Below are 26684 nucleotides of genomic sequence, written 5' to 3'. Positions count from 1 at the left end.
CGCTGGCCCGATCGGAGCTAGGACGTCGTTACGTGTATCCGCAGAGTCCATGTGACAGAGATCCCGTCGGCCGAGGCTGTCACGCTCAACGTGGCACGGCCGGACTTCATCCCTGTGACGACGCCCGTGGACGAAACCTTCAGGATGGACGCATCCGAGGAGCTGTAAGTCACGCGGGCACGGGTGAACGTGCCTCCTGTGCTGTCCTTCGGCTTCGCCGTCGCGGTCGCGGACTTGCCGACCGGGAGACTCGACGGGACACCGCTGGCCGTCACCGACCCCAGCCGTGGAGGCGGAACGGGGTCGGCGGTCGCTGGGGCGAGGACAACCTCGATGTAGGCGCCTCTGCCGGACTCCTTTGATGCCATCTCAACGAGGGAGCCCTTCGATCCCACGTTGTCCTGTGACAGCGCATAGGTAGCCGTCTTGGAGTTGCTGCTGACGAGCGCTTTGAGACTCTTTGTGAGATCTGCCGATTGGGCTAGCTCAGTCTTCGTTGCGAGCACGCTGGCGACCGTTGCACCGCTCTTCGGACGGTTAGCGTAGGTCAGGGTCGATTCGGACCACGTGCCGGTCACGGCGTGCAAATCGACGCGAGCGGTGGTTCCAGCCTCGGTGGGTCGGATGAAGGCAGGAACGGTCAGCACCGCGGAGCGCACCTCCCGGCCCAAGATGGGCGTCAGGTCGAAGCCGAGGTAGCCGATACGCTCCACGGCGGCTGACGTCGTCGGCTTGTTCAGGAGGTACTTCAGCCCACCTGACGCCGCGGTGGGCGCGGAGCCTGAGGCGAAGGTATCTTGCTTCACCGGGATTCGTATGCGCGTCGGGTCGCTCACTTCGATCGAGGCTGTCGCCGTCACGGAGATGCCGTCCGACGACGTCACGATGACGCCGACCTGCGCGGAACCACGGGCAACAGCACGCCAACCCCCGGAGGAACTAACTGACAGAACCTTCGTGTTGCTCGAGACCCATTTCTGTGTCGTGCTCACTTTCGAGGCCGTCGACCAGATCGTCCTGATGCTCGCCTGCCCCGTTGTACCCAGCTTTGGGGTGAGGGCGAAGCCCATCAGCGCCACGGCCTTCGGGACCGCGACGGGGCGCGAGACGTTCTGTTCTGAAGCGTCGTACCTCAGGAACACAGCCTCGGCGATCTGGGCGTCGCCTCGGGGAACCGTTATACGGATGTATCTCGCGTCGGAAGTTTCAGGCACCGCGAAGGAAGTCGTACCTGTCGGGCCCTGGAAGATTCCCGTGATTGGCGCTGACCACAACGCGCGGTCCTTTGAGACCTCCAGGCGGACCTCAGTCGAGGTGAACGTAGTGCTCGACATCGTCAACATCACCGAACGCAACGCGACGGGCTCGCCGAGCCGCCACACCAGAGAGCGAGAAGACACGGATGCGGGGTCCCACGCCGTGTCCGGTGATCCGTCGACGGTGCGTGAGCGGGGGTCGCCAGATACCCTGCCATCGACGACAGCGGGGTCGCCTGTGACGATGAATCTGATGACGTAGATCGTTGGACGCACGGAATCCTGCGACGCCGTCACGCGAGCGGTCATCGTGGAACGGGTCCCCTGCGTGACGGAGATCGTTCCTGTGCCCTTGGCAGCGATGGTGGGAAGGGCATTCGGGTCGGAAACGATCAGGTCATATGACGTTGTCTTGTTCGAAAAATTCGTCAGCGCCTTCCCCCCAGCGGTGATGCTCGTCAGTGTCGCGGCAGGGCCCGACGTTTTCCAGGACGACAACGGCGTCACCTTCGTCGCTGGGGTAAATGTGGCGGCGTCCGCACTCAGTGGCAGGGGAGTGAATTGCACCGCGACCGTAGTGGTCGTGCCGGCGTTCACCGGGAACCAGATCGAGAGCCTTCGCACTCCCTCGTTCGCCGTCTGCGAAGGCTGCGGAGACGTCGGAAGAGCTGTTGCCGCCATGTCTGTGAATCTCGTGCCCGCCGTTGAAACGATGCGCGCCAGCAGACGCTTGCCGTTCTGGGTCAGCATCGCGGACCGGCCATCCGAGGCGATGTCGATGAGGGCGGTCGTGTGCATGGCCCAGACAGCGTCGGTAGCTCGCTGGCTGGCTATCTCGTCCTGCACGAGCACCTGAGTCCGACCATCGAAAAGGCGCACTCCCCGCTTCCAACTGCTTACGGTATCGGTCACGGCGGCTGATGCATCCGTGGTGGCGAAGAACTCATCCGGGCTGGAGGAGTAGAGGCCGGCTTTGGTTGGGATGGGCTTCGTCGCATCCGACCGAGAAGGGTCGATAGTCAGCGTGTTGTGGCCGATCGTCGAGGTTCGGTAGTAAGTCCATCGCGCGGACGATGTCGCTCGATCTGGGATGTCGTAAGTCGCCTTCTCCGTCCCAAGCTCAGTCGCCCACTCCTCTCCGAGCGCCGACAACTGAAAGTCGCCCGCGTCGATGTGCTGGTGGAAGTTGTCGAAGCGGCTTGCAGATCGAAAGGCGACGTGGGTGGCGTCAGGACTGGTTCTCGACGAGCGCGCCGTGACAATGCCTGTGGCGTACCGTGCATCCATCCCGCCGGTCGACGCGACAGCGCTCCTCCACGCTGGATCGCGCATGATCAATTGTTGCGCCGCGCGAGTGTACGCGCCGGGAACATCTACCGCAGCTGCTGCTCCGATGGCGGGTGAGTCGTAAAGCCGCGCCAGCCCTGCCAATGGAAGGTTGATGACGCCCGGCAACGAGTTCGAGTCTGCGAAGTTGTAGATTGTGTCGGCCGCGCCCCGCAAGTCCAACGCGAACGTCGCCGTCCGCGACAGGCCGCCGACTGAAGAGAGTCCGAAATCAGACCCCGTTGCGGTCTTGAGCGAAATGAGCCCAGCGGTCGCCGCGCGGGTTGCCCAGGCCCAGTATGAAGGTCCTTCCGAGAAGCCGCCGTCAGCTTCATACTCCAACAAGCCGTAGCGGATGCTGGATGTCGCGCCACTGAGGACTTTCTGGACTGTTGTGCTCGTCGAGTCCTTTGCGACGGCGAGAGCTCCGATGATCATCGCTGAGTTGATGATGATGTTCACATTGACGGGCTTCTGGCGCCAGTTTCCGAGGAACTCGTAGGGGCTCTTGGCTTCCTCGGTCAACGCGTAGATCGTCAAGGCGGGGGTGAGGCCGAGCCTGATGATGGCATCGCGCATCTGTGAGCGCTGAGTCGTCGTCCAGGCGGCGTATGCCCAGTCGTAGGCGATGGCCATGGCGTGGGTCAGCTCGGCGCTGTCAAGCATATTGTCGGGGTTCCAAGAAGTCAGCGTGGCCGCCGGCCCGAGATCTCTCCACAGAAGCTCGAGGAAGCTCCTGTCCTGCGTGAGCGTCCACGCCGTGATGAGCGTGTACGTACGATCGACGAGCTCAGCGGGGGAGCCGTCCATCTGTCCGCTCGAGATCTTGTATGTGAGCCGCGGCGCGGTCTTGAGACCGGACGCTTCGGACAGGACCCGGTCGACCAGCTTCCTGCTCGTCGGATCTATGGACGCCTGTGATCGCAGCTGCGTGAGCCTAGCGCTGTCGGCCATCAACCGCGGGTGCGATGCGCGTACATTCGACGTCGTCGGCGTCGTCACCGTGGTTGCCGCCGCCACCGCCCGAGGCGCAGCCTGCGTGGCCGGGTCGAGCGCGAGCGACGCGATCACGACGGCGAGCGCGGTTGCGACAGAGGTCATTACGCGTAGCACGGCCGTGGGGGCTGTCGATAGTGGGCTCAACGACTTTCCTGATCTTCGTCACGCCGGAACGGCGTAGGATACTCCGCCTTCGGACGAAGCTGTTTCATGTTTAGCGCATGAGGCCGCCTCCCGACACTCCAGTCTCGTCCCGCCCTGCTTGCCCCCCGAAGCGATCCGCGAGGATCATGTGGTGACGGCGGGTGGAGAGGTGGACATGGCGGACTACGAGATCACGGAGATCGGCGGCCTCGACGAGTGGCGCGATCACTTCGGGGGATTCGCTCCCGCGCGGTCGCGGGACGGCCGTCGCGTCGTCGACCACGAACTCGCGATGCAGTACATCGGGCTCACGGCGAACGCGCTCGAACCCGGTGAAGAGGCCGGGTACTGGCACACCCATTCCGAAGTGGAGGAGCTGTACGTCTTCCTCGAGGGGCGCGGCCAGATGGGTCTCGGCGACGACCTGGTCGACGTCGGTCCCGGGTCGGTCGTACGGGTCGGTCAGGGAGTGTGGCGCACGTGGCGGGCGCACCCCGAGAGTCCCGGTCAGCTGCGGTGGCTCTGCATCCGAGCGGGCGGCCACGAACTGCCGCGCCTGCCGGACGACGCGACCCGTGACGAGCAAGCACCGCGCGCGATGCCGTGGGCGAAGGGCTGAGCCGTGGCATCCGATCTGCCCGTCGCCGATGCGCACGACGTCATCCGCGTCATCGGGGCGCGCGAGAACAACCTCAAAGGCATCGACGTCGAGATCCCCAAGCGACGGCTGACCGTGTTCACCGGCGTGAGCGGATCGGGCAAGTCCTCCCTCGTGTTCGGCACCATCGCGACGGAATCGCAGCGTCTCATCAACGAGACGTACCCGACGTTCGTTCAGCAGTTCATGGCGCAGCTGTCCCGCCCGGAGGTCGACGGGCTCGAGAACATCAGCCCCGCGATCATCGTCGACCAGGAGCGGATGGGCGCCAACGCGCGCTCGACGGTCGGCACCGTGACCGATGCGTACGCCATGCTCCGGCTGCTGTTCAGCCGGCTCGGGCAGCCGAGCGTGGGGTCGCCGCAGGCGTTCTCGTTCAACATCCCCTCGGTGCCCGGGGCCGAAGTGGTCACGGGCGGCATGTGCCCTCGGTGCGAGGGGCTCGGCGAGGTCAGCGACGTCGACCTCGACGAACTCTTCGACAGCTCGAAGTCGCTCGCCGAGGGGGCGATCACCGTCCCCGGGTACAGCGTCGACGGCTGGATGGTCCGGATCTTCACCGAGTCGGGCTTCCTCGACGCGTCGAAGCCGATCGCGGCGTACAGCGACCAGGAGCGCGCGGACTTCCTCTACAAGGAGCCGACGAAGGTCAAGCTCCAGAACATGAACATGACCTACGAGGGTCTCGTTCCCAAGATCACGAAGTCATTCCTGCAGAAGGACCGAGAGTCGCTGCAGCCGCACATCCGCGCGTTCGTCGACCGCGCGGTGAAGTTCCTTCCCTGCCCCGAGTGCGGCGGCAGCCGTTTGAACGAGGGCGCGCGGTCGTCCCGCATCGGCAGCGTGAACATCGCCGAGGCATCCGCTATGCAGATCACCGACCTCGCGACGTGGCTCGAGACGATCGACGGCACCACGGTGGGACCGCTGCTTTCCGGTCTGCGCAAGGTCATCGCCTCCTTCATCGACATCGGCCTCGGGTACCTCTCCCTCGACCGCTCGTCGGGGACGCTGTCCGGCGGTGAGGCGCAGCGGACGAAGATGATCCGCCATCTCGGCTCCGCACTGACCGATGTGACCTACGTGTTCGACGAGCCGACCGCGGGCCTCCACCCGCACGACATCCAGCGGATGAACGACCTGCTGCTGCTCCTGCGCGACAAGGGGAACACGGTCCTCGTCGTGGAGCACAAGCCCGAGGTGATCGCGATCGCCGACCACGTCGTGGACCTCGGTCCGCACGCCGGAGCCCGGGGCGGCGAGATCATGTACGAGGGCGACGTCGCAGGGCTCCGGGCATCCGACACCCTCACGGGCCGGCACCTCGATCACCGGGCCGCGCTCACGGCCGACACCCGCACGTCGACGGGAGCACTGCAGATCCGCGGCGCGAGCCAGCACAACCTCGTGGGCGTCGACGTCGACATCCCGCTCGGCGTGCTGACGGTGGTGACAGGGGTCGCCGGCTCGGGCAAGTCGTCCCTCATCCACGGCAACGTGCCCGCCTTCGACGACGTGGTCGTCGTCGACCAATCGCCCATCAAGGGCTCGCGTCGGTCGAGCCCCGCCACCTACACGGGCGTCCTGGATGCGATCCGGACCGCGTTCGCCAAGGCGAACGGGGTGAAGGCCTCGCTGTTCAGCGCCAACTCCGAGGGCGCCTGCCCCGCCTGCAAGGGTCTGGGAGTCATCATCACGAACCTCGGGTACACGCAGAGCGTCGAGACGCGGTGCGAGGTCTGCGAGGGATCGGGTTTCAGCGAGGCGGTGCTGGAGTACACGCTCGACGGCCGGAACATCGCCGAGGTGCTGGCGATGTCGGCAGAAGAGGCACACGGTTTCGCCTCCGGCCCGGCGAAGACGACGCTCGCCCGCATGATCGACGTGGGGCTGGGGTACATCACCCTCGGTCAAGCGCTCAACACGCTTTCGGGCGGTGAACGTCAGCGACTGAAGCTGGCGATCGCGATGGCCAAGAAGGGGGCGGTCTACGTCCTCGACGAGCCCACGACGGGCCTGCACCTCGCGGACGTCGACAACCTTCTGGCTCTGCTCGACAGATTGGTGGATGCCGGCAACTCGGTCATCGTCATCGAGCACCACCAGGCCGTCATGGCGCACGCCGACCACATCATCGACCTCGGTCCGGGCGCTGGTCGCGACGGCGGGCGGATCGTCTTCGAGGGCACGCCGGCTGCGCTGGTCGCTGCGCGGAGCACGCTGACGGGCGAGCATCTCGCCCGCTACGTCGGCGCGGGGTGAGACCGCGGCGGTCGAAAATCATAAGTGGGGAGAACTCCCCACGTCACGCGCTCGCCCGAAATTGGTCCCTCGCTTAGGCTTTATCGCGTCCACACGCCGAGTCGTCCGGTTCATCCACCGGGCGGGCACGGTCCTGCGAACTCGTCTGCCCGGGGGGAGTCAGAGCACTCATGAAGTCCTTTGCCTGGCTCCGATCACGGCCGAAAACGATGGCGTCGATCGGGGCCGTCACCGCCGCCGTGGTGGCGGTCGGTGTCCTCGCGCTGACGTACGAGGGTGAGCCGACGACCGAGGTCGAGCTCAACGACGGCGGGGTGTGGCTCACGAAGCAGACGAGCCTGCTGGTCGGGCACTTCAACAACGAATCGCGTCTCCTGGACGGGGGGCTCCGCACCCTCTCGCAGGATTACGACATCCAGCAGGCAGGCAACCGCGTGCTGGTCACGGACCAGACCGAGAACACCGCGACCGCCATCGACCCCGCGCGCGTCGTCCTCTCCGACAAGGCCGACCTGCCCTCGAACTCTCAGGTGGTGCTCGGGGGTCCGACCGTCGCGGCGATGGATGAGGGCGGCGCGCTGCGAGCCGCGCCGTTCACCTCGCTCGGTGCCGTCGGCAAGGAGGCCGGCGACCCCATCGCCGAACTCGGACGCGGGGCCGCGGTCACGGTCAGCACCGCGGGTCTCGTCTACGCGGTCTCAGCCGAGAAGGGCGCGCTCTATGCGTACGCCCCCGATGCGCAGGGTGTCTTCGTCCAGACCGCCGAGCGCGAGCTCGAGGGTGTCGAGAAGAATGATGAGCTGGCGATCACGTCCGTCGGTGGCGTCAGCGTGGTCCTCGACCGCACGTCCGCGACGCTCTACACGAGCGACGGCCTCGTCACCCAGGTGCCCGACGAGGCGATCCTGCAGCAGCCCTCGAACGTGACCGACACCGTGACGCTCGCCACGCCCTCCGAGCTGGTGCGCGTACCGCTCGAGGGCGGCGACCCGGTCACGACGGATGCCGGTGACGGCGGCGCTCCCGCGCAGCCGGTCTACGTCGCGGGGTGCGCGTACGGCGCCTGGTCGGGCTCCGGCGCGTTCGTGCGTGACTGCGTCGGCGACGAGAACGACGTGACCAGGACCGTCGAGGGAATCGACCGCACGAGCGAACTCCGCTTCCGTGTGAACCGCGATGTCGTCGTCCTCAACGACATCTTCGGCGGGTCGGCGTGGATGGCCAGCGATGCCCTCCAGCAAGTCGACAACTGGGAGGACCTCACGCCGCCCGAGGGCGAGGGCGAGGAAGAGGAGGAGACGACCGAGGAGACGGTCCAGTCGACGCTTCCCGAGCGGACCGAGAAGAACACCCCGCCGGTCGCAGAGAACGACCGCTACGGTGTGCGTCCCGGTCGCACGACGGTGCTCCCCGTCCTTGAGAACGACCTCGACGCGGACGGTGACGTCCTCGTGGCGAAGGTCACGGGCAAGCCGTCCATCGGCGAGGTCACACCGATCTACAACGGCACGGCACTGCAGATCGAACTCCCCGAGGACGCGAGCGGCACGACGACGTTCACCTACGAGGTCGACGACGGCCGCAAGGGCAAGGACACCGCGCGAGTGACCCTCACCGTCCGCCCCCTCAGCGAGAACTCGCCGCCGGTGCAGAAACGCAAGACGGCGATCACGGTCGAGACCGGCGGTGTCGTCTCGTACAACGTCCTGACCGACTGGATCGACCCGGACGGCGACGACATCTTCTTGTCGTCGGTCACCCCGGACGGTGGGGATGAAGCCGAGTTCACCTCTGACGGTCAGATCACGTATCGCGCGATCGGCGGGCTGCAGGGCCGCAAGGACGTACCCATCACGGTCTCGGACGGCAACGACGACGGCGCCGGCGTCGCACGATACGACATCCGTCCGCTCGGGACCACGCTCCCGGTCACGAACGCGGACCATGTGGTGACCCGTCCCGACCGTCCGGTCACCGTGCGGCCGCTCAGCAACGACACGAGCACCGGCAGCGAACAGCTGCGTCTCACACGCGTCGACGACGTCGACGGCGGGACCGTCACGCGCGACTACCCCGACAAGTCGTTCACCTTCCAGTCAGGCACGACCGGCACCTATTACGCGACCTACCTCGCGTCAGCGGGTGCGAACTCCGCCCCCGGCATCGTGCGGATCGACGTCCTGCCCGAGGAGGATGCCGACGTCGCGCCGATCGCGGTCCGGGATGTCGCCCTCCTCCCCACAGGCGGGGACGTGCTGGTGAACGTGCTGGGCAACGACACCGACCCCGCAGGCGGCATCCTGGTCGTCCAGTCGGTCTCGGTCGGCGCGGACAGCGGCCTCACTGCGGCGGTCCTCGGTCACGAGACGATCCGCGTCAGCGATCAGTCCGCCCTCGACCAGCAGGTCCGCATCCAGTACCGGATCTCGAACGGGTCTCAGTCCGCGGACGGTGAGATCATCGTCATCCCCGTGCCGGCTCCCGAGAAGCTCAAGCCCCCCACGGCGTTGGACGACGAAGCCGTCGTGAGGGTCGGCGACGTGGTCACGATCCCCGTGATGGACAACGACTACCACCCGAACGGCGACGAGATCCACATCTCGCCCGAGCTCGTTCCGCCGCTCGTCGACGAGGCCGACGGCGACCTCTTCGTGTCGGAGGACACGCTGCGCTTCCGCGCGGGCACCGAGCCGAAGACGGTCAACGCCACGTACGAGGTCGAGGACTCGACGGGGCAGCGGGATGCCGGGTATGTGACGATCCGCATCCTGCCGCGAGACGATGAGGCGAACGCCGCACCGCGTCCGCGGGATGTGACCGTCCGGGCGTTGAGCGGCTCGGGCGTGCAGGTGCCGATCGACCTCAATGGGATCGACGCCGACGGCGACTCCGTCCAGCTCGTGGGGCTCGCATCCTCGCCCGCGAAGGGCAAGGTCACGGCCATCGAGGCCGACTCGTTCATCTACACCGCCTTCGAGGATTCGGTCGGTGTCGACCGCTTCCGGTACCGCGTCCGCGACAACCTCGGCAAGGAGGCGACCGGACTGGTCGAGGTCGGCATCGCGCCGGCCGAGTCCACGAACCAGGCCCCGTACGCGGTGCGCGACACCATCACGGTGCGGCCCGGCCGCACCGTCGCCGTCGACGTGCTGCAGAACGATTCCGACCCGGACGGCGACGACTTCGGGTTCGCCGAGAATGCCGTCGAGATCCCCGATGTGCCCGGTCTGGATGCCGAGGTCTCGGGTCAGCAGCTGCTCATCACGGCTCCTGACGAGCCGATGCAGACGAGCGTGCTGTACACGATCGCCGACGAACGAGGCCTCGAGGCGACGACATCCGTCCAGATCACGGTCGACCCCGACGTGCCGCTGGCGCGGCCGATCGCCCGCGACGACCGCGTCCTCGCGGAGGACGTGGAGGAGGACGGTTCAGTCGTGGTCGACGTGCTGGAGAACGACGACGACCCCGACGGCACCCGTTCCGCGCTGCAGGTCTCGCTCGGCGAGGGCGGCGAGAACGCGCGCGTCCTGTCGGACGGCCGCGTCAGCATGACGGTGGGCGACGAGCGTCAGCTCATCACCTACCTCGTCACAGACGAGGACGACCAGGTGGCCGCCGCATTCGTCCACGTGCCGGCGCTCGCGGACCTGCCGCCCACGCTCATCTCGACCGAGGGCGTCACCGTCAAGAGCGGTGAGACGATCGAGCTGCCGCTCTCGGAGTACGTCCGCGCGTCCGGAGGGGGCGACATCGTCATCACCGAGCAGGAGAAGGTGGCGGCGTCGCACAGCAACGGCGCGAACCTCGTCAAGGACGAGCGCACGCTCATCTACACCTCCGCCGAGCGCTACTTCGGCTCCGACGCCCTCACGTTCGAGGTCACGGACGGGAACGGACCCGACGATGAGAACGGGCGCAAGGCGACGTTGACGATCCCCATCACGGTGACGCCGCCCGACAACGAGCAGCCCACGATGGTCGGAGCGTCGCTCAACGTCGCACCCGGCGAGGATCCCGCCAGCCTCGGCCTGCGCGAGCTGGTCACGGATCCGGATCCCGGCGATCTCGACAACCTCACCTTCTCGCTGGCATCCGATGCGCCGGCCGGCACGACCGCGCGCATCGAAGGAAGCACCCTCTCGGTCGGCGCCGCCGCCGACACGGCGAAGGGCACGGCGTTCCCGCTCACCGTCCGCGTGACCGACAACCAGACGGATCCCGTCGAGGCGACCATCCAGGTCACGGTCACGGCGTCGACCCGCGAGCTCGCGTCGCTCAACGACGACGTCATCCCACAGGCCGATCAGGGAGAGACGATCCCCGTCGACGTCCTCGCCAACGACGTCAATCCGTTCCCCGAGACGCCACTGCGACTCGTGTCCGCCAACATCGAAACCGGTCAGGGCCGCGCCGTCGTCAACGGGGACCGTGTCGACGTCACGACACCGGCGGACTTCGTCGGCAACGTCGTCGTGCGCTACCGGGTGCTGGATGCCACGGAGGACGCCGACCGCGCGGTCGAGGGACGCATCCGCATCACCGTGCAGGGCCGTCCGGATGCTCCCGGCAAGCCGACAGTCACCGCGGTCGAGAGCCGAACGGTCGTGCTCAGCTGGACGCCGCCCGTCGACAACGGGCGTCGCATCGAGGGGTACACGGTCACCTCGACGGCCGGAGGCTACACGCGGGAGTGCCCGTCCACGACCTGCACCCTGGACGGTCTCACGAACAACGTCGAGTACAACTTCGTGGTGACCGCGACGAACAGCGTGGGCGAGTCCGATCCGTCGGTGCCGTCCGAGACCGCACGCCCCGATGTGCGCCCGGATCAGCCGGCCCCACCGACCCTGAAGTTCGGCGACCGCAGCCTCGACATCGCGTGGAAGACACCGCGCACCGAGGGTTCGCCCGTCGAGAGCTACACGCTCGAGATCTCGCCCGCGCCGCCGTCCGGGGTCGCGCAGAAGACGGGCCTGACGGGCAACTCCCACCGCTGGGAGGGGCTGCAGAACGGGACCGAGTACCAGGTGCGCGTCCGCGCGCACAACCGGGCGCCGGAGCCGTCGGACTTCTCGCAGTGGTCGGCGGGCGAGATCCCCGCGGCCCCGCCGTCGGCATCGGGCGCGCCCACCGTGGCTCGGCTCGAGCCGGTCGGCAACCGGGCGCAGATGCGCGTCTCGTGGAACCAGCCTGCGGAGAACGGCGACGCCATCGCCGGATACGAGCTGCGGGTCATCCGCGGTGGCAACGTGGTGGACACGATCGCCGTACCCGCGGGCCAGACCAGCCAGGCCGTCGTCGTCGACACGTCGCAGTCGGACTACACGTACGACGTCCGAGCGCGCAACAAGGCCGGCTGGGGCGATCGCAGCCCGCAGTCCGCGCCGCGCCGTGCCTTCACCCCGCCGGGGGCGCCGTCGAGCGTCGCCGCGCGCGAGGGCGACAACCAGGTCGTGGTGCAGTGGGAGCCCGGCGCATCCAACGGCGCGAATGCGAACGAGATCCAGTACCAGTACAGCGTCAACGGCGCCGGCTGGCGCGCGGACTGGGTCGCCGGCGGCGGCTCGGGCACCTCGGGCACGATCGGCAACGGTGCGGTGAACAACAACGGCTCGTACACGATCCAGATCAGGGCGGTCGCCACCGCAGACGGCAGCACGTACGAGGGGCCCGCATCTTCGGCATCCAACCAGGTCCGGCCGTACGGCCAGATCGGCAACCCATCGGCGAAGGCGACGCGGACGAACGATCGTCAGATCACCATGGAGTGGAGCTCGCCGGCTGCCAACGGACGTCCGGTGACGACCGAGATCCGCACCGGTGACGGCCGCGGGTGGCGACAGGTCGCCGCGTCGGGCTCGGAGACCTACAGCGGCCTCAACTACAGCGAGACCCGCACGATCGAGGTGCGCACGAGCGCTGAGGGCAGCCAGACCACGACGGCGCAGGACAGCGCGACGACTGCCGCACCCCCGCCCCCGCCGGACCCTCGGGCCCGCGTGAGCCGTGGCTCGAGCGCCAGCGGTCAGCCCGGCTGCAGCGGCTCGGCGTGCGCCTACTTCAAGGTGACCGTCTCCGACTTCACCCCGGGCACATACGCCTACGACTGCTACGGCAATGGATCGCGCTTCGACACGGCCAACGAGAGCCGGTACTTCCCTGCCAACGGCGAGGTCCAGCTGGGCTGCTACTGGGGCTTCCCGGGAGCCGAGGTCTACGTGACCCTCAATGGCAAGAGATACGAGTCGAGCACCTGGTGACCCCCTTCGAGAGCAAGGACTGAACAAATGAGCATGACCCCCGAACAGGCGGCCTGGTTCCGCGACACGTTCACGCGTCTCGTCGACAACGTCGACCAGGCTCTGATGGGCAAGCGCGAGGTCGTCGGCCTCGTGCTGGCCGCCATGCTCGCCGAGGGCCACGTCCTCCTCGAGGACGCACCCGGCACCGGCAAGACGAGCCTCGCGAAGGCGCTCGCCGCCAGCGTGCAGGGCACCTCCACCCGCATCCAGTTCACGCCGGACCTGCTGCCCTCCGACGTGACCGGAGTCACGATCTACGACCAGCAGAACCACAAGTTCGAGTTCCACAAGGGGCCGGTGTTCGCATCGATCGTCCTGGCGGACGAGATCAACCGCGCGTCGCCCAAGACGCAGTCCGCCCTCCTCGAGGTCATGGAGGAGTCGCGGGTCACGGTCGACGGTGTTCCGCATGAGGTCGGCCGCCCGTTCCTGGTCATCGCGACGCAGAACCCGATCGAGCAGGCCGGTACCTACAAACTGCCCGAGGCGCAGCTCGACCGCTTCATGGTCAAGACGTCGATCGGCTACCCCTCGCTGGCCGTCGCCGAGCGGATCCTCGCCGGCGAGGTCGACCGCAACCCGTCCGGCAAGCTCAGCCCCGTCATCACGACGAAGGCCGTCGCCGACATGGCCGACCTGGCGGCATCCGTCCACGTCGACCCCGCCGTCGCCCGGTACGCCGCTCAGCTCGTCGAGGCGACCCGCGAATCGGATGCCACCAAGCTCGGCGTCTCGGTCCGTGGTGCCATCTCGATTATGCGCGTCGCGCGTGTGGTCGCGGCATCCCAGGGGCGCCACTACGTGATCCCCGACGACGTGAAGTCCCTCGCCGCTCCGGTGTGGACGCACCGTCTCGTGCTCGATCCTGAGGCGGAGTTCGCCGGCACGACATCCGAGTCGGTCATCGAGCGCGCGCTCGGCCAGGTCGAGGCGCCCCTCGCGAGGGCGTCGGCCTGATGACGATGACGCCGGAGACGGTGGCCGAGGCGCCCGACGCCCCCGGCGCCTCCGGCGTGCCCGAGAACGCTCCGGAGGACACGGCCGACGCGCCTCAGCTCGCCCCCCGCGAGGCCACGAGGGGGGAGAAGCTCCGAGAGGATGCCGGGGTGTGGGCGCGCCGCGCCGCGCACCGGGCCGCGGTCGTCGCGGAGGTGGTCCAGGTCACCGGCTGGGTGGTCATGGCCGGCGCCGTCATCCTGTGGATCACCGCATTCACGCTCGGCTGGCAGGAGGCCTTCGTCGCCGCCGTCGTGGCGACCGTCCTCGTGCTGCTGTGCGTCGTCTTCCTGTTCGGTCGCACCGCGTACGAGGTGGACCTCGATCTCACCCGCACCCGCGTCGTGGTGGGGGAGCGTGCGGTCGGTGCGCTCTCGCTCGCCAACCGCACGTCGCGCTCGCTCCTTCCCTCCGAGGTGGTCCTCCCCGTCGGATCGGGCCGTGGACTCTTCCAGGTGCCGCGCCTGGCTCCGGGCGCAGAGCACGAGGAGCTCTTCGCGATCCCGACGACCGCCCGCGGCGTGCTCGCGGTCGGCCCGGTGAGCGTGCTCCGCGGCGACCCGCTCGGCCTCTTCGAGCGCACACACGACCGCCGGCAGGCCGTGGACCTCTTCGTTCACCCGCGCACCCTGCCGCTCGAAGGGCTCTCACTCGGCCAGATGCGCGACCTCGAGGGTTTGCCGGACCAGCACCTCGCGCGCGACGACGTGTCGTTCCACGCGCTCCGCGACTATCAGCCGGGCGACGACCTGCGCCACGTGCATTGGAAGTCCACGGCGCGCACCGGAACGCTCATGGTGCGCGAGTACGAGCAGACGCGTCGCTCCCACTTCGTCGTCGCCCTCTCGACCCACCCCGGCGAGTACCGCGACCCCGAGGAGTTCGAGACGGCGATCTCGGTCGCCGGCTCCATCGGCCTGCGCGCGCTGCGTGACTCCCGCACCCTCGACGTCCGCACGTCGGCGGGCAAGATCCGCGCCGAGACCGGGCGTCGCTACCTCGACTCCCTCTCCGCCCTGGAGCCCAGCAAGCCGCGCGAGGGCGGCATCGTCGCGCTCGCCGGCATCCTCGCGGCGCATTCGCCGGACGCCGCGGTCGCCGTCCTCATCTGCGGGTCCACCGTCGACGCGGGTCAGCTGCGTCTCGCGTGCTCCCGCGTGCCGTTCGGGGTGCGGACGCTCGCGATCATCGCGGACGGCCGGCTCGAGGCGCCCGTCCTGCGACGGGTGGGCGACGCGGACGTCGTCGCCCTCGGCGAGCTGGATCAGCTCCCGAACGCGATCCGCAAGGTGCTGTCGTGAATCGGCTGCGCTTCCTGCTGCTGCCGGGCTCGACGTGGCGGCGACTCGTCGCCGACGTCGGCGCGGTCATCCTGCTCCTGGCGGTCGGCATCGTCGGGTTCGCGGCAACGTTCGACGGCGCCTCCTACCTCGTCGCGGCCCTCGGCGCCCTCGTCGTCGGCATCGCCCTCTCCTGGGTGGGGGCCCGCTGGCGCTGGGGCGTCCTGACCCTCGCCGGCGCGACGGTCGCTCTCTACTTCCTGCTCGGCGGCGCGTTGGCCCTGCCGCACACGTCCTTCCTCGGTGTGGTGCCGACCCTCGAGACGTGGCGTCAGCTCGCGTTCGGCGTGGTCACGGCGTGGAAGGACCTGCTGACGACGGTGCCTCCCGTGGCCTCCGACGACGGCCACCTGATCGTCCCGTTCCTCATGACGCTCGTCGCGTCCGTGCTGACGGCCTCGCTCGCCCTGCGGCTGCGCCACCCGGCGTGGGCGCTGATCCCGGCCTCCCTCTACATCGCCGGCGAGATCCTCCTCGGCACGGCGCAGACCGTCGCGCCCATCGTGCAGGGCGCCCTGTTCATCGTCGTCGCCGCCGTCTGGTTGGCGCTGCGGACCCTGTGGAGTCCCGAGCGCACCGCGGTCGAGGCCGCGACCCCGGGAGCGGATGCCTCACGTGCCGCGCGCCTGCGACGTCTGGTCTCCGGCGGGGTCGTCGTCGCTCTCGCGACGGGGGCGGGTGCGGCCGTCGCCGCGACCGCTGCGCCGCCGACCCAGCGGTACATCCTGCGCGACTTCGTCGTGCCGCCGTTCGACATCCACGACTACGCGAGCCCTCTGCAGTCGTGGCGCGGATACGTCCGCGACTACGAGACCGAGCCTCTCTTCACGGTGAGCGGACTCCCGGAGGACGGGCGCGTGCGCCTCGCGACGATGGACGCCTACGACGGCATCGTCTACAACGTCGCCGAGGACGGCGCCGGCTCCTCGAGCGCCTTCACCCCGGTCCGCACGAACATGTCGCCCCAGGCCGAGGGCGACGACGCGACGGTGCGCTTCGACATCGAGAATCTCGACGGTGTGTGGCTGCCATCCGTGGGTTCCGCCCACGACATCCGCTTCGCGGGCGACCGCGCGACCGACCTCCGCCGCGGCGCCCACTTCAACGACGGCACGGGTACGGCCGTCGTCACCGCGGGTCTCGGCTCCGGCGACCAGTACACGATCGACACGACGGTGCCCGAGCAGCCGACCGACGAGCAGCTGGCGGACCAGCAGTTCGCGCCGCTGAAGATGCCCAAGCAGACCGGCATCCCGCAGGCCCTGAGCGAGCTCGCGTCGGACGCCACAGAGGAGGCCGAGACGCCGATCGAGCGGGCGCGGGCACTCGAGAGCTATCTGCAGACCGACGGGTACTTCAGCCACGGTCTGGCCGACGACGTCTACTCGCCGTCCGGCCATGGCGCCGCCCGGATCACGATGCTCGTCTCCAACGAGCAGATGGTCGGTGATGACGAGCAGTACGCCGTCACCATGGCCCTCATGGCGCTGCAGCTCGGTATGCCGGCGCGTGTGGTCATGGGCTGGTACCCCGACGACGGGCAGGATGCCGGTGGGGTCTTCACGGCGACCGGCGACAACATGCACGCCTGGGTCGAGATCGCGTTCGCGGATGCCGGATGGGTGACCTTCGACCCGACCCCGGACGAGGACAACGAGCCGAGCCAGCAGAACACGAAGCCGCGCGCCAACCCGAAGCCCCAGGTGCTGCAGCCGCCGCCGCCGGCGCAGGAGCCGGCGGAGCTGCCGCCGGCTCTCGCCGAGGAGCGGGACCAGGACGAGGAGGAGCCGCCCGGACCCGACTGGCTCGGACCGGTGCTCCTGTGGACCGGCGTGGGGCTCGGCACCCTCCTCCTGCTGCTGTCGCCGTTCCTCGTGATCGGCGGGATCAAGGCAGCCCGCCGCACGCGACGGCTGCGCGCCGAGCGCACCGCCGACCGTGTCTCCGGCGGATGGGACGAACTCGTCGACCGCGCCGTCGACTACCGTGTCGCGGTACCCCCGGGATCGACCCGTTTCGAGAGCGCGCAGGTGGTCGGCGAGGCCTTTGACGGCGCCCGGGTCGCGACACTCGCGCAGCGGGCGGACGCCGACGTGTACGGCCCCGGCGACCCCACCCCCGAGGACGTCGACGCCTTCTGGCGCGAAGTCGATGAGATCGTCGCGGGCATGGCCGGCGGCGCCACGTTCTGGCAGCGCCTGCGCGCCCGCCTCAGCCTGAGGTCGCTGCGGCGGCGGGGCGGACTGCTCGGAATGGCGCGACGGCGATGACGAGCCGCGTGCCCGCGACGATGCGCCACCGCGTCCTCGCCCTCCTCATCGATTCCGCGGTCGCCGGCGGCGTCATCGCCGTGGCCACCGGTGTGGTGATCGGCCTCTCGGTGGCCACCGCGGAGGCTGTCTCCGTGGTGTGGCTCCTTCCGATCGTCGCGGGCGTCGGGGTCGTCTGGTTCCTCGTGTACTCGGCGATGCAGGGCGGCCGCGGTTCCGTCGGCATGCGGTTCATGGGCGTGCGGTTGGAGCATGCCGCCGATGACGCCGGACTGGGATTCGGACGCGCCCTCGGAAGGAATCTGATCTGGGTGCTCACCGGCAGCGTGCTCGTCGGACTGTTCTCACCCCTGTTCGACCCGTCCCGCTGGCGGCGCGGATGGCACGACATCGCCTCCGGCGCCGTCGTCGTCGACGTCGTCCCTGCGACGGGACCTGCGGCTCCTGTCGGCTCCGTCCCGCCGGCCGACCTGCGACTGGACCCGATCCCGACATCGACTCCGGCGCCGGCCGCCCTCTCCGTCGCCGCCCCGACTCCTGCCGGGAGCGCAGCTCGGATCGCCTCCGCGCCGGCTCCCGCAGCGGCCCGGCTGTCGCCGCCGTCCTGGGCACCGGCATCCGTTCCCGCACACCGGCGGATCGCTCGGACGCTCCCCGTCGATGTGATCTCCACCGTGCCGGGTGTGCCGCACCGCGACGGGCGTCCCGCCTCGGCGGAGAGCGCGGCGCCTCCGGTCATCGCGATCCTCGGGTGGGACGACGGGACCCGTCACATCGTCTACGAGCCGACGCTGTTCGGGCGCGGACCGGGTCAGCAGCCCGGGCGGCGCAGCACGGCGGTGCGCGACGAGACGCTGTCGCTGTCCAAGACGCACTTCGAGATCGGCACCGACGACGAGGGCACGTGGGTCGTCGACCGGCATTCGCTCAACGGCGTCGTCATCGTCCGCGGCGGTCAGCCACAGCGCCTCGTGCCGGGTCAGCGGGCGCGCATCTGGTCGGGAGACGTCCTGGAACTCGGCGACCGCCGTCTCCGCGTGGAGAGCGCCCGATGAGGGTGATCGACGTCCGTGTCGGGTCGGCGACGCATCCGGGACTGCGCCGCCGCGTCAACGAGGATTCCCACCTCGCGGAGTACCCCCTGTTCCTCGTCGCCGACGGCATGGGCGGACACGACGCGGGCGCCGCCGCGAGCGCCGCGGTCGTCACGGAGTTCCGCGGCCTCGTCGGCCGCGACTCCGTCGGCATCGACGGGATGCGCGCCGCCCTCTCGCGTGCCCGCCTCGCCGTCGAGCGCATCGGGCACGCCGGACGCGCGGCGGGGACGACGCTCAGCGGTGTCGCGATCACTCAGGTCGACGGCAACGGCCACTGGTTGGCGGTGAACGTGGGCGATTCCCGCACCTATCGCTTCGCGGACGGCGAGCTCGAGCAGATCAGCGTCGACCATTCGGTCGTGCAGGAGCTGATCGACGCGGGCGAGCTGACCGGTGAGGCCGCCGGTCGCGACACGCGCCGCAACGAGATCACCCGGGCGATCGGCGCCGGCAGCGGCGGCGATGCGGACTTCTGGCTGCTCGCAGCGGAGGCGGGCGACCGCATCCTGGTGTGTTCCGACGGACTGTCGGGCGAGGTGCCCGAGGAGCGCATCGCCGGCATCCTCCGCGACGTCATCGATCCGCAGGATGCCGCGACCCGCCTCGTGCACGAAGCGATGCTGCACGGCGGGCGGGACAACATCACGGCCGTCGTGGTCGATGCCGTGCGCGTCGCGGGGCAGGATGATGGGGACGACACGTCGCCCGCCGCCATGACGTCGGACGCCGATGAGGACACACGGCCGCGTGCAGCGGCAGGAGGAGACGCCTGATGCGCGCAGTGCGGTATCGGCCCGATGGTGATGCTGGGGCCTGGCGTGCGGCCGTGACCGGGTCGGCGCTCGCCGTCCTGCCTCCCGCCGTCACCCCGCACGCCGTGGAGGGCGTCTGGCGTCGCCTCGACGTCGGCGGCATCGGCGCCGTCCTCGATTCTCTGACGGGCGCGTTCGGGACCTCGCTCGCCGCGATCCCGCCCTTCGGTCTGGCCGTGGCCGAGGGCGACGGCGTCCGGGTCGCCGTGCGCGGTCCGGTCGCGCTCGTCGTCGAGACGGCGGACGGTGCGGAGGAGGTGTCGGGCGCGGGCGTCGCGACGTGGACCGAGCGATTCCTGCCGGGTGCCGTCCGGGTGAGCGTGGACCTCGGGACGGGGTCGGATGCCGATCTGCTGCCGATCGAGTCGGGCGTCGTCCTCGCGGCCGCGGTCGTCTTCGACCTCGCCGCACAAGACGGGGCGACACCGGTGCCGCGTGTCGCGGCGCCGGCCGCGCCGGAGGAGCAGACTGCGGACGACGCGTCCCAGTCGGGAGATGCGCCGGGAGACGTGTCCCCGGAGGACGCCGCCGAGCCCGTCGCGGAACCGGAGACCCCGGTCGAGCCCGGAACCCCGGCCGCGCCGGAGCCGGATGCGGGGGACGACGTCGGCGAGACCGTCGCCTCGGTCCGCACACCGCCGACGGAGTCCGAACCCGCGAACATGTCGGGCCTGGTGACCGGGGTGCCGCCCGCGCACACGCTGGGTGGATCGCCGGTGTCGACACCGGGCGTCCCCGAGGCCACGCGCGCACCCGAGGGCGGCGAGACCATCACCGGCGTCGACGAGGACCCCGCCCTCGGCGCCACCATCGCGAGCCCCCGCACGGCGGCGAAGGGCACCTCGCCGGTGCCCGCGCTCCCGCCGTTCGTCCCGCCTCACCCCTCTGCGCCGCCCCTGCCCGCGACCCCCGACCTCGGCGATCACGACGGCGCCACGGTGTCGGTCGCCGAAGCGCGGGCGATGCGCGCGGCATCCGCCTTCGACTCGATCGACGACGTCCCGCCGCGCAGCCCCTCCCGCGGCCGCATCCGACTCGCCGACGGCCGCGTCATCGAGCTCGAGCGCACCGTCATCGTCGGCCGACGTCCGCGCTCGACGCGCCCCGCGGAGAACGAGCTCCCCACACTCGTCGCCGTCGACGGACCGCAGCACGACATCTCGCGCAATCATGTCGAGATCCGCGCCGAGGGCGAGCACGTCCTCGCCGTCGACCTCGCCAGCACGAACGGCACCGTGCTGCTCAGAGGCGGGCACGACCCCGTGCGGCTCCATCCGAACGAGCCCACCATGGTCATCGACGCCGACGTGCTGGACCTGGGCGACGGGGTCACGCTGACCTTCGAGGATCTGCCGTGAGTTCCAAGCGCGCCCCCGCGGCGCCTCCGCAGCTGCCGGGCTTCTCCTACCTCCAGGTCCTCGGGTCCGGCGGCTTCGCCGACGTCTATCTGTATGAACAGGCGCTGCCGCGCCGCCGTGTCGCGGTCAAGGTGCTCCTCGCCGAGAAGATGACCGGCGGGGCGGCGGAGCAGTTCCAGGCCGAGGCGAACGTCATGGCGATGCTCTCGACGCATCCCGCCATCGTCACGATCTACCAGGCCGGGGTCTCGGACGACGGTCGGTCCTACCTCGTCATGGAGTACTGCTCCAAACCGAACCTGCAGGTGCGGGCCCGGTCGGCTCCCATCTCCGTCGCCGAAGCGCTGCGCGTCGGCATCCAGGTCGCCGCTGCCGTCGAGACGGCGCACCGCGCCGGCATCCTGCATCGCGACATCAAGCCGGCGAACATCCTCGTCACCGAGTACAACCGGCCCGCCCTGACCGACTTCGGCATCGCGACGACGGCCGACGGCAGCGACCCGTCCGCCGGGATGTCGATCCCGTGGTCACCGCCGGAGTCCTTCGCCGACACCCCCGACTTCACTGTGCAGTCCGACGTGTGGGCGCTCGGAGCGACGGTCTACAACCTGCTCGCGGGCAGGTCGCCGTTCGAAGTGCCCGGGGGCCGCAACGGCGGTGCCGACCTCATCCGTCGGATCGAGTCCGAGCCGCTGGCCCGCCTCGAGCGCGCCGATGCACCCGCGTCGCTGTTCCAGGTGCTCGAACGCGCGATGTCCAAGCGTCCCGCCGACCGGTTCGAGTCAGCCGTCGCTTTCGCCCGCGCCCTGCAGAAGGTCCAGATCGAGCTCGCCCATTCGGTCACGCCGATCGACATCCTCGATGACTCCCCGCCGGTCGAGGAGCAGGAGGAGGACGGCGAGCTCACCCGCGTGCGGGGCATCGTCAGCATCGATCCGCACACCGCTCCGGCTGCGGGCCCGACCTGGGAGCGCTCGGCGTTCGCCGCGGGGCTCGGCGCCGCAGCCGACGCGACCGCTCGACGGGACACGTCCGCCTGGGCGCCCGGTGGACCGACCGGCTCGGCCTCCGTCGATACGGGATCGGATGCGACGGTCCTGCGGCCGCCCACGGCGATCCCGCCGACTGCTCCGGTCGTCAGCGAGGTCGACGAGGGCACGATCCTCCGCGCACCCCAGCCCGTTCCGGAAGCGGGCGCCGCGCCCACCGGTTCCGCGCCCGCCGCGGCGAATCCGCCGGCGCGCTCGCGCACGGGGCTGTGGATCGGGCTGATCGCGGCGGCCGTCGTCGCGGCCGTCGTGGTCGGTGCGGTGCTGGTCGCCTCGGCATTGGCACCTCCGGCCGAGGTCGCCTCACCGCAGGAGACGACGACGACGGCCCCGGAGCCGCAGGATCCCGTGGCCGATTTCATCGCACCGCCGGAGAAGAGCGATCACACGGTCCGCAACGGCAAGGTCGTCTTCCGGTGGGTGAACCCCGACCCGCAGGACGGTGACACCTACGTCTGGCAGACGGTGCGGCTGGACGGTGGCGAGGCCGAGGCGAAGAACGTGAGCGAGGCGCGGGCGGTCGTGGAGCTCGACGGGGACACGCAGGTCTGCATCGACGTCAGCGTGCGGCGCGAGAACGGCGCCACCAGCGACGCGACCCGGCTCTGCGCGTCGTCCTGACCGCCGTGGTCAGGCGCGGTCGAGCACCTTCACGATGACCGACCGTCGACGCAGCTCGGCGACCGTCCGTGTCTCCTCGTGGGCGTCGCGGCCGAGCGCCTTGACGTCCGTCACGACCAGGACGTCTCCGGCGCCGAGGCGACCGAACAGGCGGGTCAGGCGCTCCTCCCACGTCTCGCCGGTCTCGGGAGCCGGATGCCGGAACCCCTCGATCGGCACGCCGAACCGTGCGAGCGCCTCGCGCTGGGCGGCGATGCTCGGCATGTCCGGCCGTGACACGACGAGTCCCACGAGGCGCGAGCCCTGCGGCAGCGCCAGCCACCACTCGGGGCGCGGGTGCACGGCGGCGAACCCGGGGGCGTCCGCGACCGGATCGTCGGGGATCGCGATGGTCCGCGACTCGGCGTAGTCGCCCGGAGCGGCGTCGCCTGATCGTGCCTCCACTGTGCTCTCCTCGCCCTCGGTCGCGATGTGACCGCGCTTCCTCGTCCATTCTGGCTGATCCTGCGACGAGCACGAAGAGTCGCCCTCCCGCAACCGTCTCGTTCGCCGGCCGGCGTGGGCGTACCGTTCCGGCATGACTTTCAACCCGGATGCGGATGTGCGGGGTACGCGGGCCACTCGACGCGGCGGCCGAGGAGCGGTGATCGCGGGCGGCGCGGGCGGCGCGGGAGCGGTCGTCGTACTTCTCCTGATGCTGTTCACAGGACAGGATTTCAGCGGATTCCTCGGCGGAGGTGCCGGCGGCGGCACGTCGCCCGATCGGGGAGTCGTCGAGAACTGCGAGAGCGGTGCGGACGCGAACGCGAACGACGACTGCCGTCTCGACGCCGGCGAAGAGGTCATCAACGCCTACTGGCAGGGTGCACTCGACGGCTATCAGAAGCCGAAGCTCGTGCTCGTGGAGAGCCAGGCGCAGACGCCGTGCGGCACGGCATCCAATCAGGCGGGTCCGTTCTACTGCCCGACCGATCGGACCGTCTACATCGACCCGACGTTCTGGAGCATCCTGCGCGAGCAGTTGGGTGCCGAGGGCGGCGACCTGGCGCAGCTCTACGTCCTGGCCCACGAGTACGGACACCATGTGCAGAACCTACTGGGGGTCTTCGAGGAGTACCCGCGCGACGGCACCGGCGAGGACAGCAACGCGGTCCGCACCGAACTCCAAGCCGACTGCTTCGCGGGCGCCTGGACGGCCGCCGCTCCGGAGCAGAAGGATTCCGGGGGTCGGCCCTTCCTCCTCGAACCCACGCAGGCGCAGATCGACGACGCGCTTGGCGCGGCCGCAGCGGTCGGCGACGACCACATCCAGGAGCAGTCCGGGCGGGTGAACCCCGAGAGCTGGACGCACGGGTCGAGCGAGCAGCGGCAGCGGTGGTTCATGACGGGCTACCGTGAGGGCTGGCGCTCATGCGACACGTTCGCCGTCTCCGGAGAGGACCTATGAAGACCCAGACCGACCTCGACGGGATCCTCTACGCGGAGATCTCACCGCACCGGGAGGGCGAGCTGGACGTCGGTGACGGCCAGCGCGTGTACTGGGAGGAATCCGGCAATCCCGACGGCAAGCCGGTCATCTTCCTGCACGGCGGTCCCGGCGCAGGAACCTCCCCTTGGCATCGGCGCTTCTTCAACCCCGAGCGGTACCGGATCGTCCTGATGGATCAGCGCGGATGCGGGCGCAGCACGCCGCACGTGAGCGCGCCGGAGGCGGATCTGCAGCACAACACGACCTGGCACCTCGTCGCAGACATCGAGCGACTGCGGCGCGAACTCGGGATCGACACGTGGCAGGTCTTCGGCGGGTCGTGGGGGAGCGCGCTCGCTCTCGCGTACGCCGAGACGCACCCGGAGGCGGTCTCGGAACTCGTCCTGCGCGGTGTCTTCACCCTGCGCCGGCACGAGCTCGAGTGGTTCTACGAGGGCGGCGCGGCCGCCGTCTTCCCCGACCTCTGGGAGGGTTTCCTCGCCCCGGTTCCCGTCGCGGAGCGGTCGCACCTGATCGACGCCTACCATCGGCTGCTCTTCGACCCCGATCCCGCGGTGCACGTGCCGGCAGCGGTCGCGTGGACGACGTGGGAGGCATCCACCCTCACGCTCCGACCCGATCCGACGCTCGTCGAATCCATGGCGGAAGACGCCAGGGCCACCGCCTTCGCGCGCATCGAGAACCACTTCTTCGTCAACAGGGGGTGGTTCGAGGAGGATCAGCTCATCCGGGGCGTCGACGCCATTCGGCACATCCCGACCGTCATCGTGCAGGGACGGTACGACATGTGCACCCCGATGATGTCGGCGTGGGACCTGCATCGGGCCTTACCCGAGGCCGAGTTCGTCGTCGTCGACGACGCGGGCCATTCGGCGAGCGAGCCGGGTATCGCGGCCGCACTGCGGGCGGCGACCGACCGCTTCGCCGCCTGACCGGGCCGGCTGGTAGGCTGGACGGGTTGCGGCATCCTTCCCTGGTGCCCCTCGCGTCGTAGAACGCATCTTCCGCTGCCGATCCATCGATCGTCGCCGGCGACTCCTTCTCACGGCGAACCCGTCTGCGCACTCGCACTCGGGCCACCGATCCGGGCGAACACGCCCGAGTTAGTTCACTCATGACTGAACCCACGTTCGGCACGCTCGGCGTGCCCGCCCCCCTCATCTCCGCGCTCGCCGCGGAGGGCAAGACCAGCCCCTTCCCGATCCAGGTCGACACCCTGCCCGACACCCTCGCCGGGCGCGACGTCCTCGGTCGCGGCCGCACCGGCTCGGGTAAGACGCTCGCCTTCTCGATCCCGATGGTCGCCCGCCTCGGCCAGGGTCTCGCCGGCGGCGTTCGCCGCCGCGGACGCATCCTCGGTCTCGTCCTCGCTCCGACGCGCGAGCTCGCGACCCAGATCGACCGCACCCTCGCGCCGCTCGCCGCGGCCTACGGCATGAAGACCGCCACGGTGTTCGGCGGGGTCAACCAGAACCGCCAGGTCGAGGCGATCCGTGCCGGCGCCGACATCGTCGTGGCCTGCCCGGGCCGTCTCGAGGACCTCATGCAGCAGAAGCTCGTGAGCCTGGATGCGGTCGAGATCACCGTCATCGACGAGGCCGACCACATGGCCGACCTCGGCTTCCTGCCGGGTGTCACCCGCATCCTGAACGCCACCCCGCAGGGCGCGCAGCGCATGCTGTTCAGCGCGACGCTGGACAACGGCGTCGACAAGCTCGTGAACCGCTTCCTGCAGAACGAGGTGCTGCACTCGGTCGACGAGGCGCACTCGCCCGTCGCCGCGATGACCCACCACGTCTTCCACGTGCCGGGCTCCGACGAGAAGAAGGAGCTCGTGCGCTTCCTGGCCTCGGGCACCGGTCGCCGCATCCTGTTCCTGCGCACCAAGCACGCCGCCAAGAAGCTCGCCAAGCAGCTGACGTCGCAGGGCATCCCCTCGGTCGACCTGCACGGCAACCTCTCGCAGCCGCAGCGCGACCGCAACCTCGCGGCGTTCGCCGCGGGAACCGCTCGCGTGCTCGTCGCGACCGACGTCGCCGCCCGCGGTGTGCACGTCGACAAAGTCGAGCTCGTCGTCCACGTCGACCCGCCCATGGAGCACAAGGCGTACCTGCACCGTTCGGGCCGCACGGCCCGAGCCGGCGCCGAAGGGGCCGTGGTCACGATCGTCCTCCCCGAGCAGCGTCGCGACGTCGATCAGCTTCTGCGCAAGGCGTCCATCTCGGTCACGCCCGAGGCCGTGACCGCGGCATCCGCGTCGGTCGTCGAGCTCGTCGGCGAGATCGCCCCGCACGTCACCCCGGCGCCCGAGCAGCCGCAGGTCCGCGGCGGCGGGCAGAGCCAGGGCGCGAATGCGCAGCGCAAGCGTGCCGCCCGCGAGGCCCAGGGCGACCGCGGTCGTTCGGGCCAGGGTGGACGCGGCGAGGTCGGCGGCCGCGGACGCGGCCAGGGCCGCACCTCCGACGCGCCCCGTCGCGACGCACAGCCCGCGCGTGCCGCGGGTCACGGCCAGGCGGCGGCGCACGGCGCGCCCAAGGCCGCCCCGACCGGTGGCGCGCGCCGTACCGGTCGCCGCGCGACCGGTGGCGGGTCGCTCACCGTCGGCTCGGTCGTCCGCCAGAACGGTGGCAACCGCCGCGGCGGTCGCTGACCTTCGACATCGAGAGCCGCACCCCGTCCACCGGGGTGCGGCTCTCGTCGTC

15 protein-coding genes are annotated in these 26684 nt (G+C 69.8%); 13 read left to right on the top strand and 2 right to left on the bottom strand.

All coding sequences use genetic code 11. The annotated features are described in order from the left end of the window. Nucleotides 1-17: 17 nt before the first annotated feature. On the bottom strand, nt 18-3683 hold the full coding sequence (locus AB0259_RS09265) for a DNRLRE domain-containing protein (RefSeq protein ID WP_366222116.1): 3666 nt from the start codon (nt 3681-3683) through the stop codon (nt 18-20). Between the two features lie 193 nt (nt 3684-3876). Here AB0259_RS09265 and AB0259_RS09260 point away from each other — a divergent pair, with 193 nt between their 5' ends. From AB0259_RS09260 to AB0259_RS09215, 10 genes are all read left to right on the top strand, one after another. Continuing rightward, on the top strand, nt 3877-4344 hold the full coding sequence (locus tag AB0259_RS09260) for a cupin domain-containing protein (RefSeq protein WP_366222117.1): 468 nt from the start codon (nt 3877-3879) through the stop codon (nt 4342-4344). Between the two features lie 3 nt (nt 4345-4347). Beyond that, entirely contained in the window at nt 4348-6645 is a 2298-nt protein-coding gene (locus AB0259_RS09255) for an excinuclease ABC subunit UvrA (protein WP_366222118.1), read from the top strand. Between the two features lie 209 nt (nt 6646-6854). After that, nucleotides 6855-12908 carry an Ig-like domain-containing protein gene (locus AB0259_RS09250; RefSeq protein WP_366222120.1) on the top strand — a complete coding sequence of 2018 codons (6054 nt, stop codon included), beginning with the start codon at nt 6855-6857 and terminating at the stop codon, nt 12906-12908. Nucleotides 12909-12935: 27 nt separating this feature from the next. Then, on the top strand, nt 12936-13907 hold the full coding sequence (locus AB0259_RS09245) for a MoxR family ATPase (RefSeq protein WP_366222122.1): 972 nt from the start codon (nt 12936-12938) through the stop codon (nt 13905-13907). Then, the gene (locus AB0259_RS09240) at nt 13907-15247 is read left to right on the top strand and encodes a DUF58 domain-containing protein (protein WP_366222124.1); all 1341 of its coding nucleotides are present in this window, start codon (nt 13907-13909) and stop codon (nt 15245-15247) included. The genes AB0259_RS09245 and AB0259_RS09240 overlap by 1 nt, the downstream gene beginning before the upstream one ends. Beyond that, nucleotides 15244-17556 carry a transglutaminase domain-containing protein gene (locus AB0259_RS09235; RefSeq protein WP_251577756.1) on the top strand — a complete coding sequence of 771 codons (2313 nt, stop codon included), beginning with the start codon at nt 15244-15246 and terminating at the stop codon, nt 17554-17556. The genes AB0259_RS09240 and AB0259_RS09235 overlap by 4 nt, the downstream gene beginning before the upstream one ends. Nucleotides 17557-17564: 8 nt before the next feature. Further along, nucleotides 17565-18611 (top strand): RDD family protein, encoded by a 1047-nt coding sequence (locus AB0259_RS09230; protein ID WP_366235817.1) that lies wholly within the window; start codon nt 17565-17567, stop codon nt 18609-18611. Next, nucleotides 18608-19426: a protein phosphatase 2C domain-containing protein gene (locus tag AB0259_RS09225; protein WP_366222127.1), complete on the top strand. Its 819-nt coding sequence runs from the start codon at nt 18608-18610 to the stop codon at nt 19424-19426. The genes AB0259_RS09230 and AB0259_RS09225 overlap by 4 nt, the downstream gene beginning before the upstream one ends. Nucleotides 19427-19479: 53 nt before the next feature. After that, the gene (locus AB0259_RS09220) at nt 19480-20823 is read left to right on the top strand and encodes an FHA domain-containing protein (protein ID WP_366222128.1); all 1344 of its coding nucleotides are present in this window, start codon (nt 19480-19482) and stop codon (nt 20821-20823) included. Continuing rightward, nucleotides 20820-22493 carry a serine/threonine-protein kinase gene (locus AB0259_RS09215; RefSeq protein WP_251577765.1) on the top strand — a complete coding sequence of 558 codons (1674 nt, stop codon included), beginning with the start codon at nt 20820-20822 and terminating at the stop codon, nt 22491-22493. Before AB0259_RS09220 ends, AB0259_RS09215 begins: the two co-directional genes overlap by 4 nt. Nucleotides 22494-22502: 9 nt before the next feature. On the opposite strand, the gene AB0259_RS09210 is transcribed toward AB0259_RS09215, so the two are convergent. Further along, entirely contained in the window at nt 22503-22937 is a 435-nt protein-coding gene (locus AB0259_RS09210; protein WP_251577766.1) for a recombinase family protein, read from the bottom strand. Nucleotides 22938-23070: 133 nt separating this feature from the next. Here AB0259_RS09210 and AB0259_RS09205 point away from each other — a divergent pair, with 133 nt between their 5' ends. The 3 genes from AB0259_RS09205 to AB0259_RS09195 all read left to right on the top strand — a co-directional run bounded on the left by AB0259_RS09205 (nt 23071) and on the right by AB0259_RS09195 (nt 26632). Beyond that, nucleotides 23071-23940 carry a neutral zinc metallopeptidase gene (locus AB0259_RS09205; RefSeq protein WP_366222130.1) on the top strand — a complete coding sequence of 290 codons (870 nt, stop codon included), beginning with the start codon at nt 23071-23073 and terminating at the stop codon, nt 23938-23940. Next, nucleotides 23937-24914: a prolyl aminopeptidase gene (gene pip / locus AB0259_RS09200; RefSeq protein WP_366222131.1), complete on the top strand. Its 978-nt coding sequence runs from the start codon at nt 23937-23939 to the stop codon at nt 24912-24914. The genes AB0259_RS09205 and pip overlap by 4 nt, the downstream gene beginning before the upstream one ends. A 182-nt stretch (nt 24915-25096) precedes the next feature. Then, entirely contained in the window at nt 25097-26632 is a 1536-nt protein-coding gene (locus tag AB0259_RS09195) for a DEAD/DEAH box helicase (protein ID WP_366222132.1), read from the top strand. Nucleotides 26633-26684: the final 52 nt, after the last annotated feature.

The sequence above is a fragment of the Microbacterium sp. NPDC080005 genome (assembly GCF_040702445.1).
Classification (GTDB): Bacteria; Actinomycetota; Actinomycetes; order Actinomycetales; family Microbacteriaceae; genus Microbacterium; species Microbacterium oleivorans_D.
The sequence above is the reverse complement of the archived record's forward strand: the minus strand, read 5'-3'. Positions and strand labels throughout refer to the sequence as shown.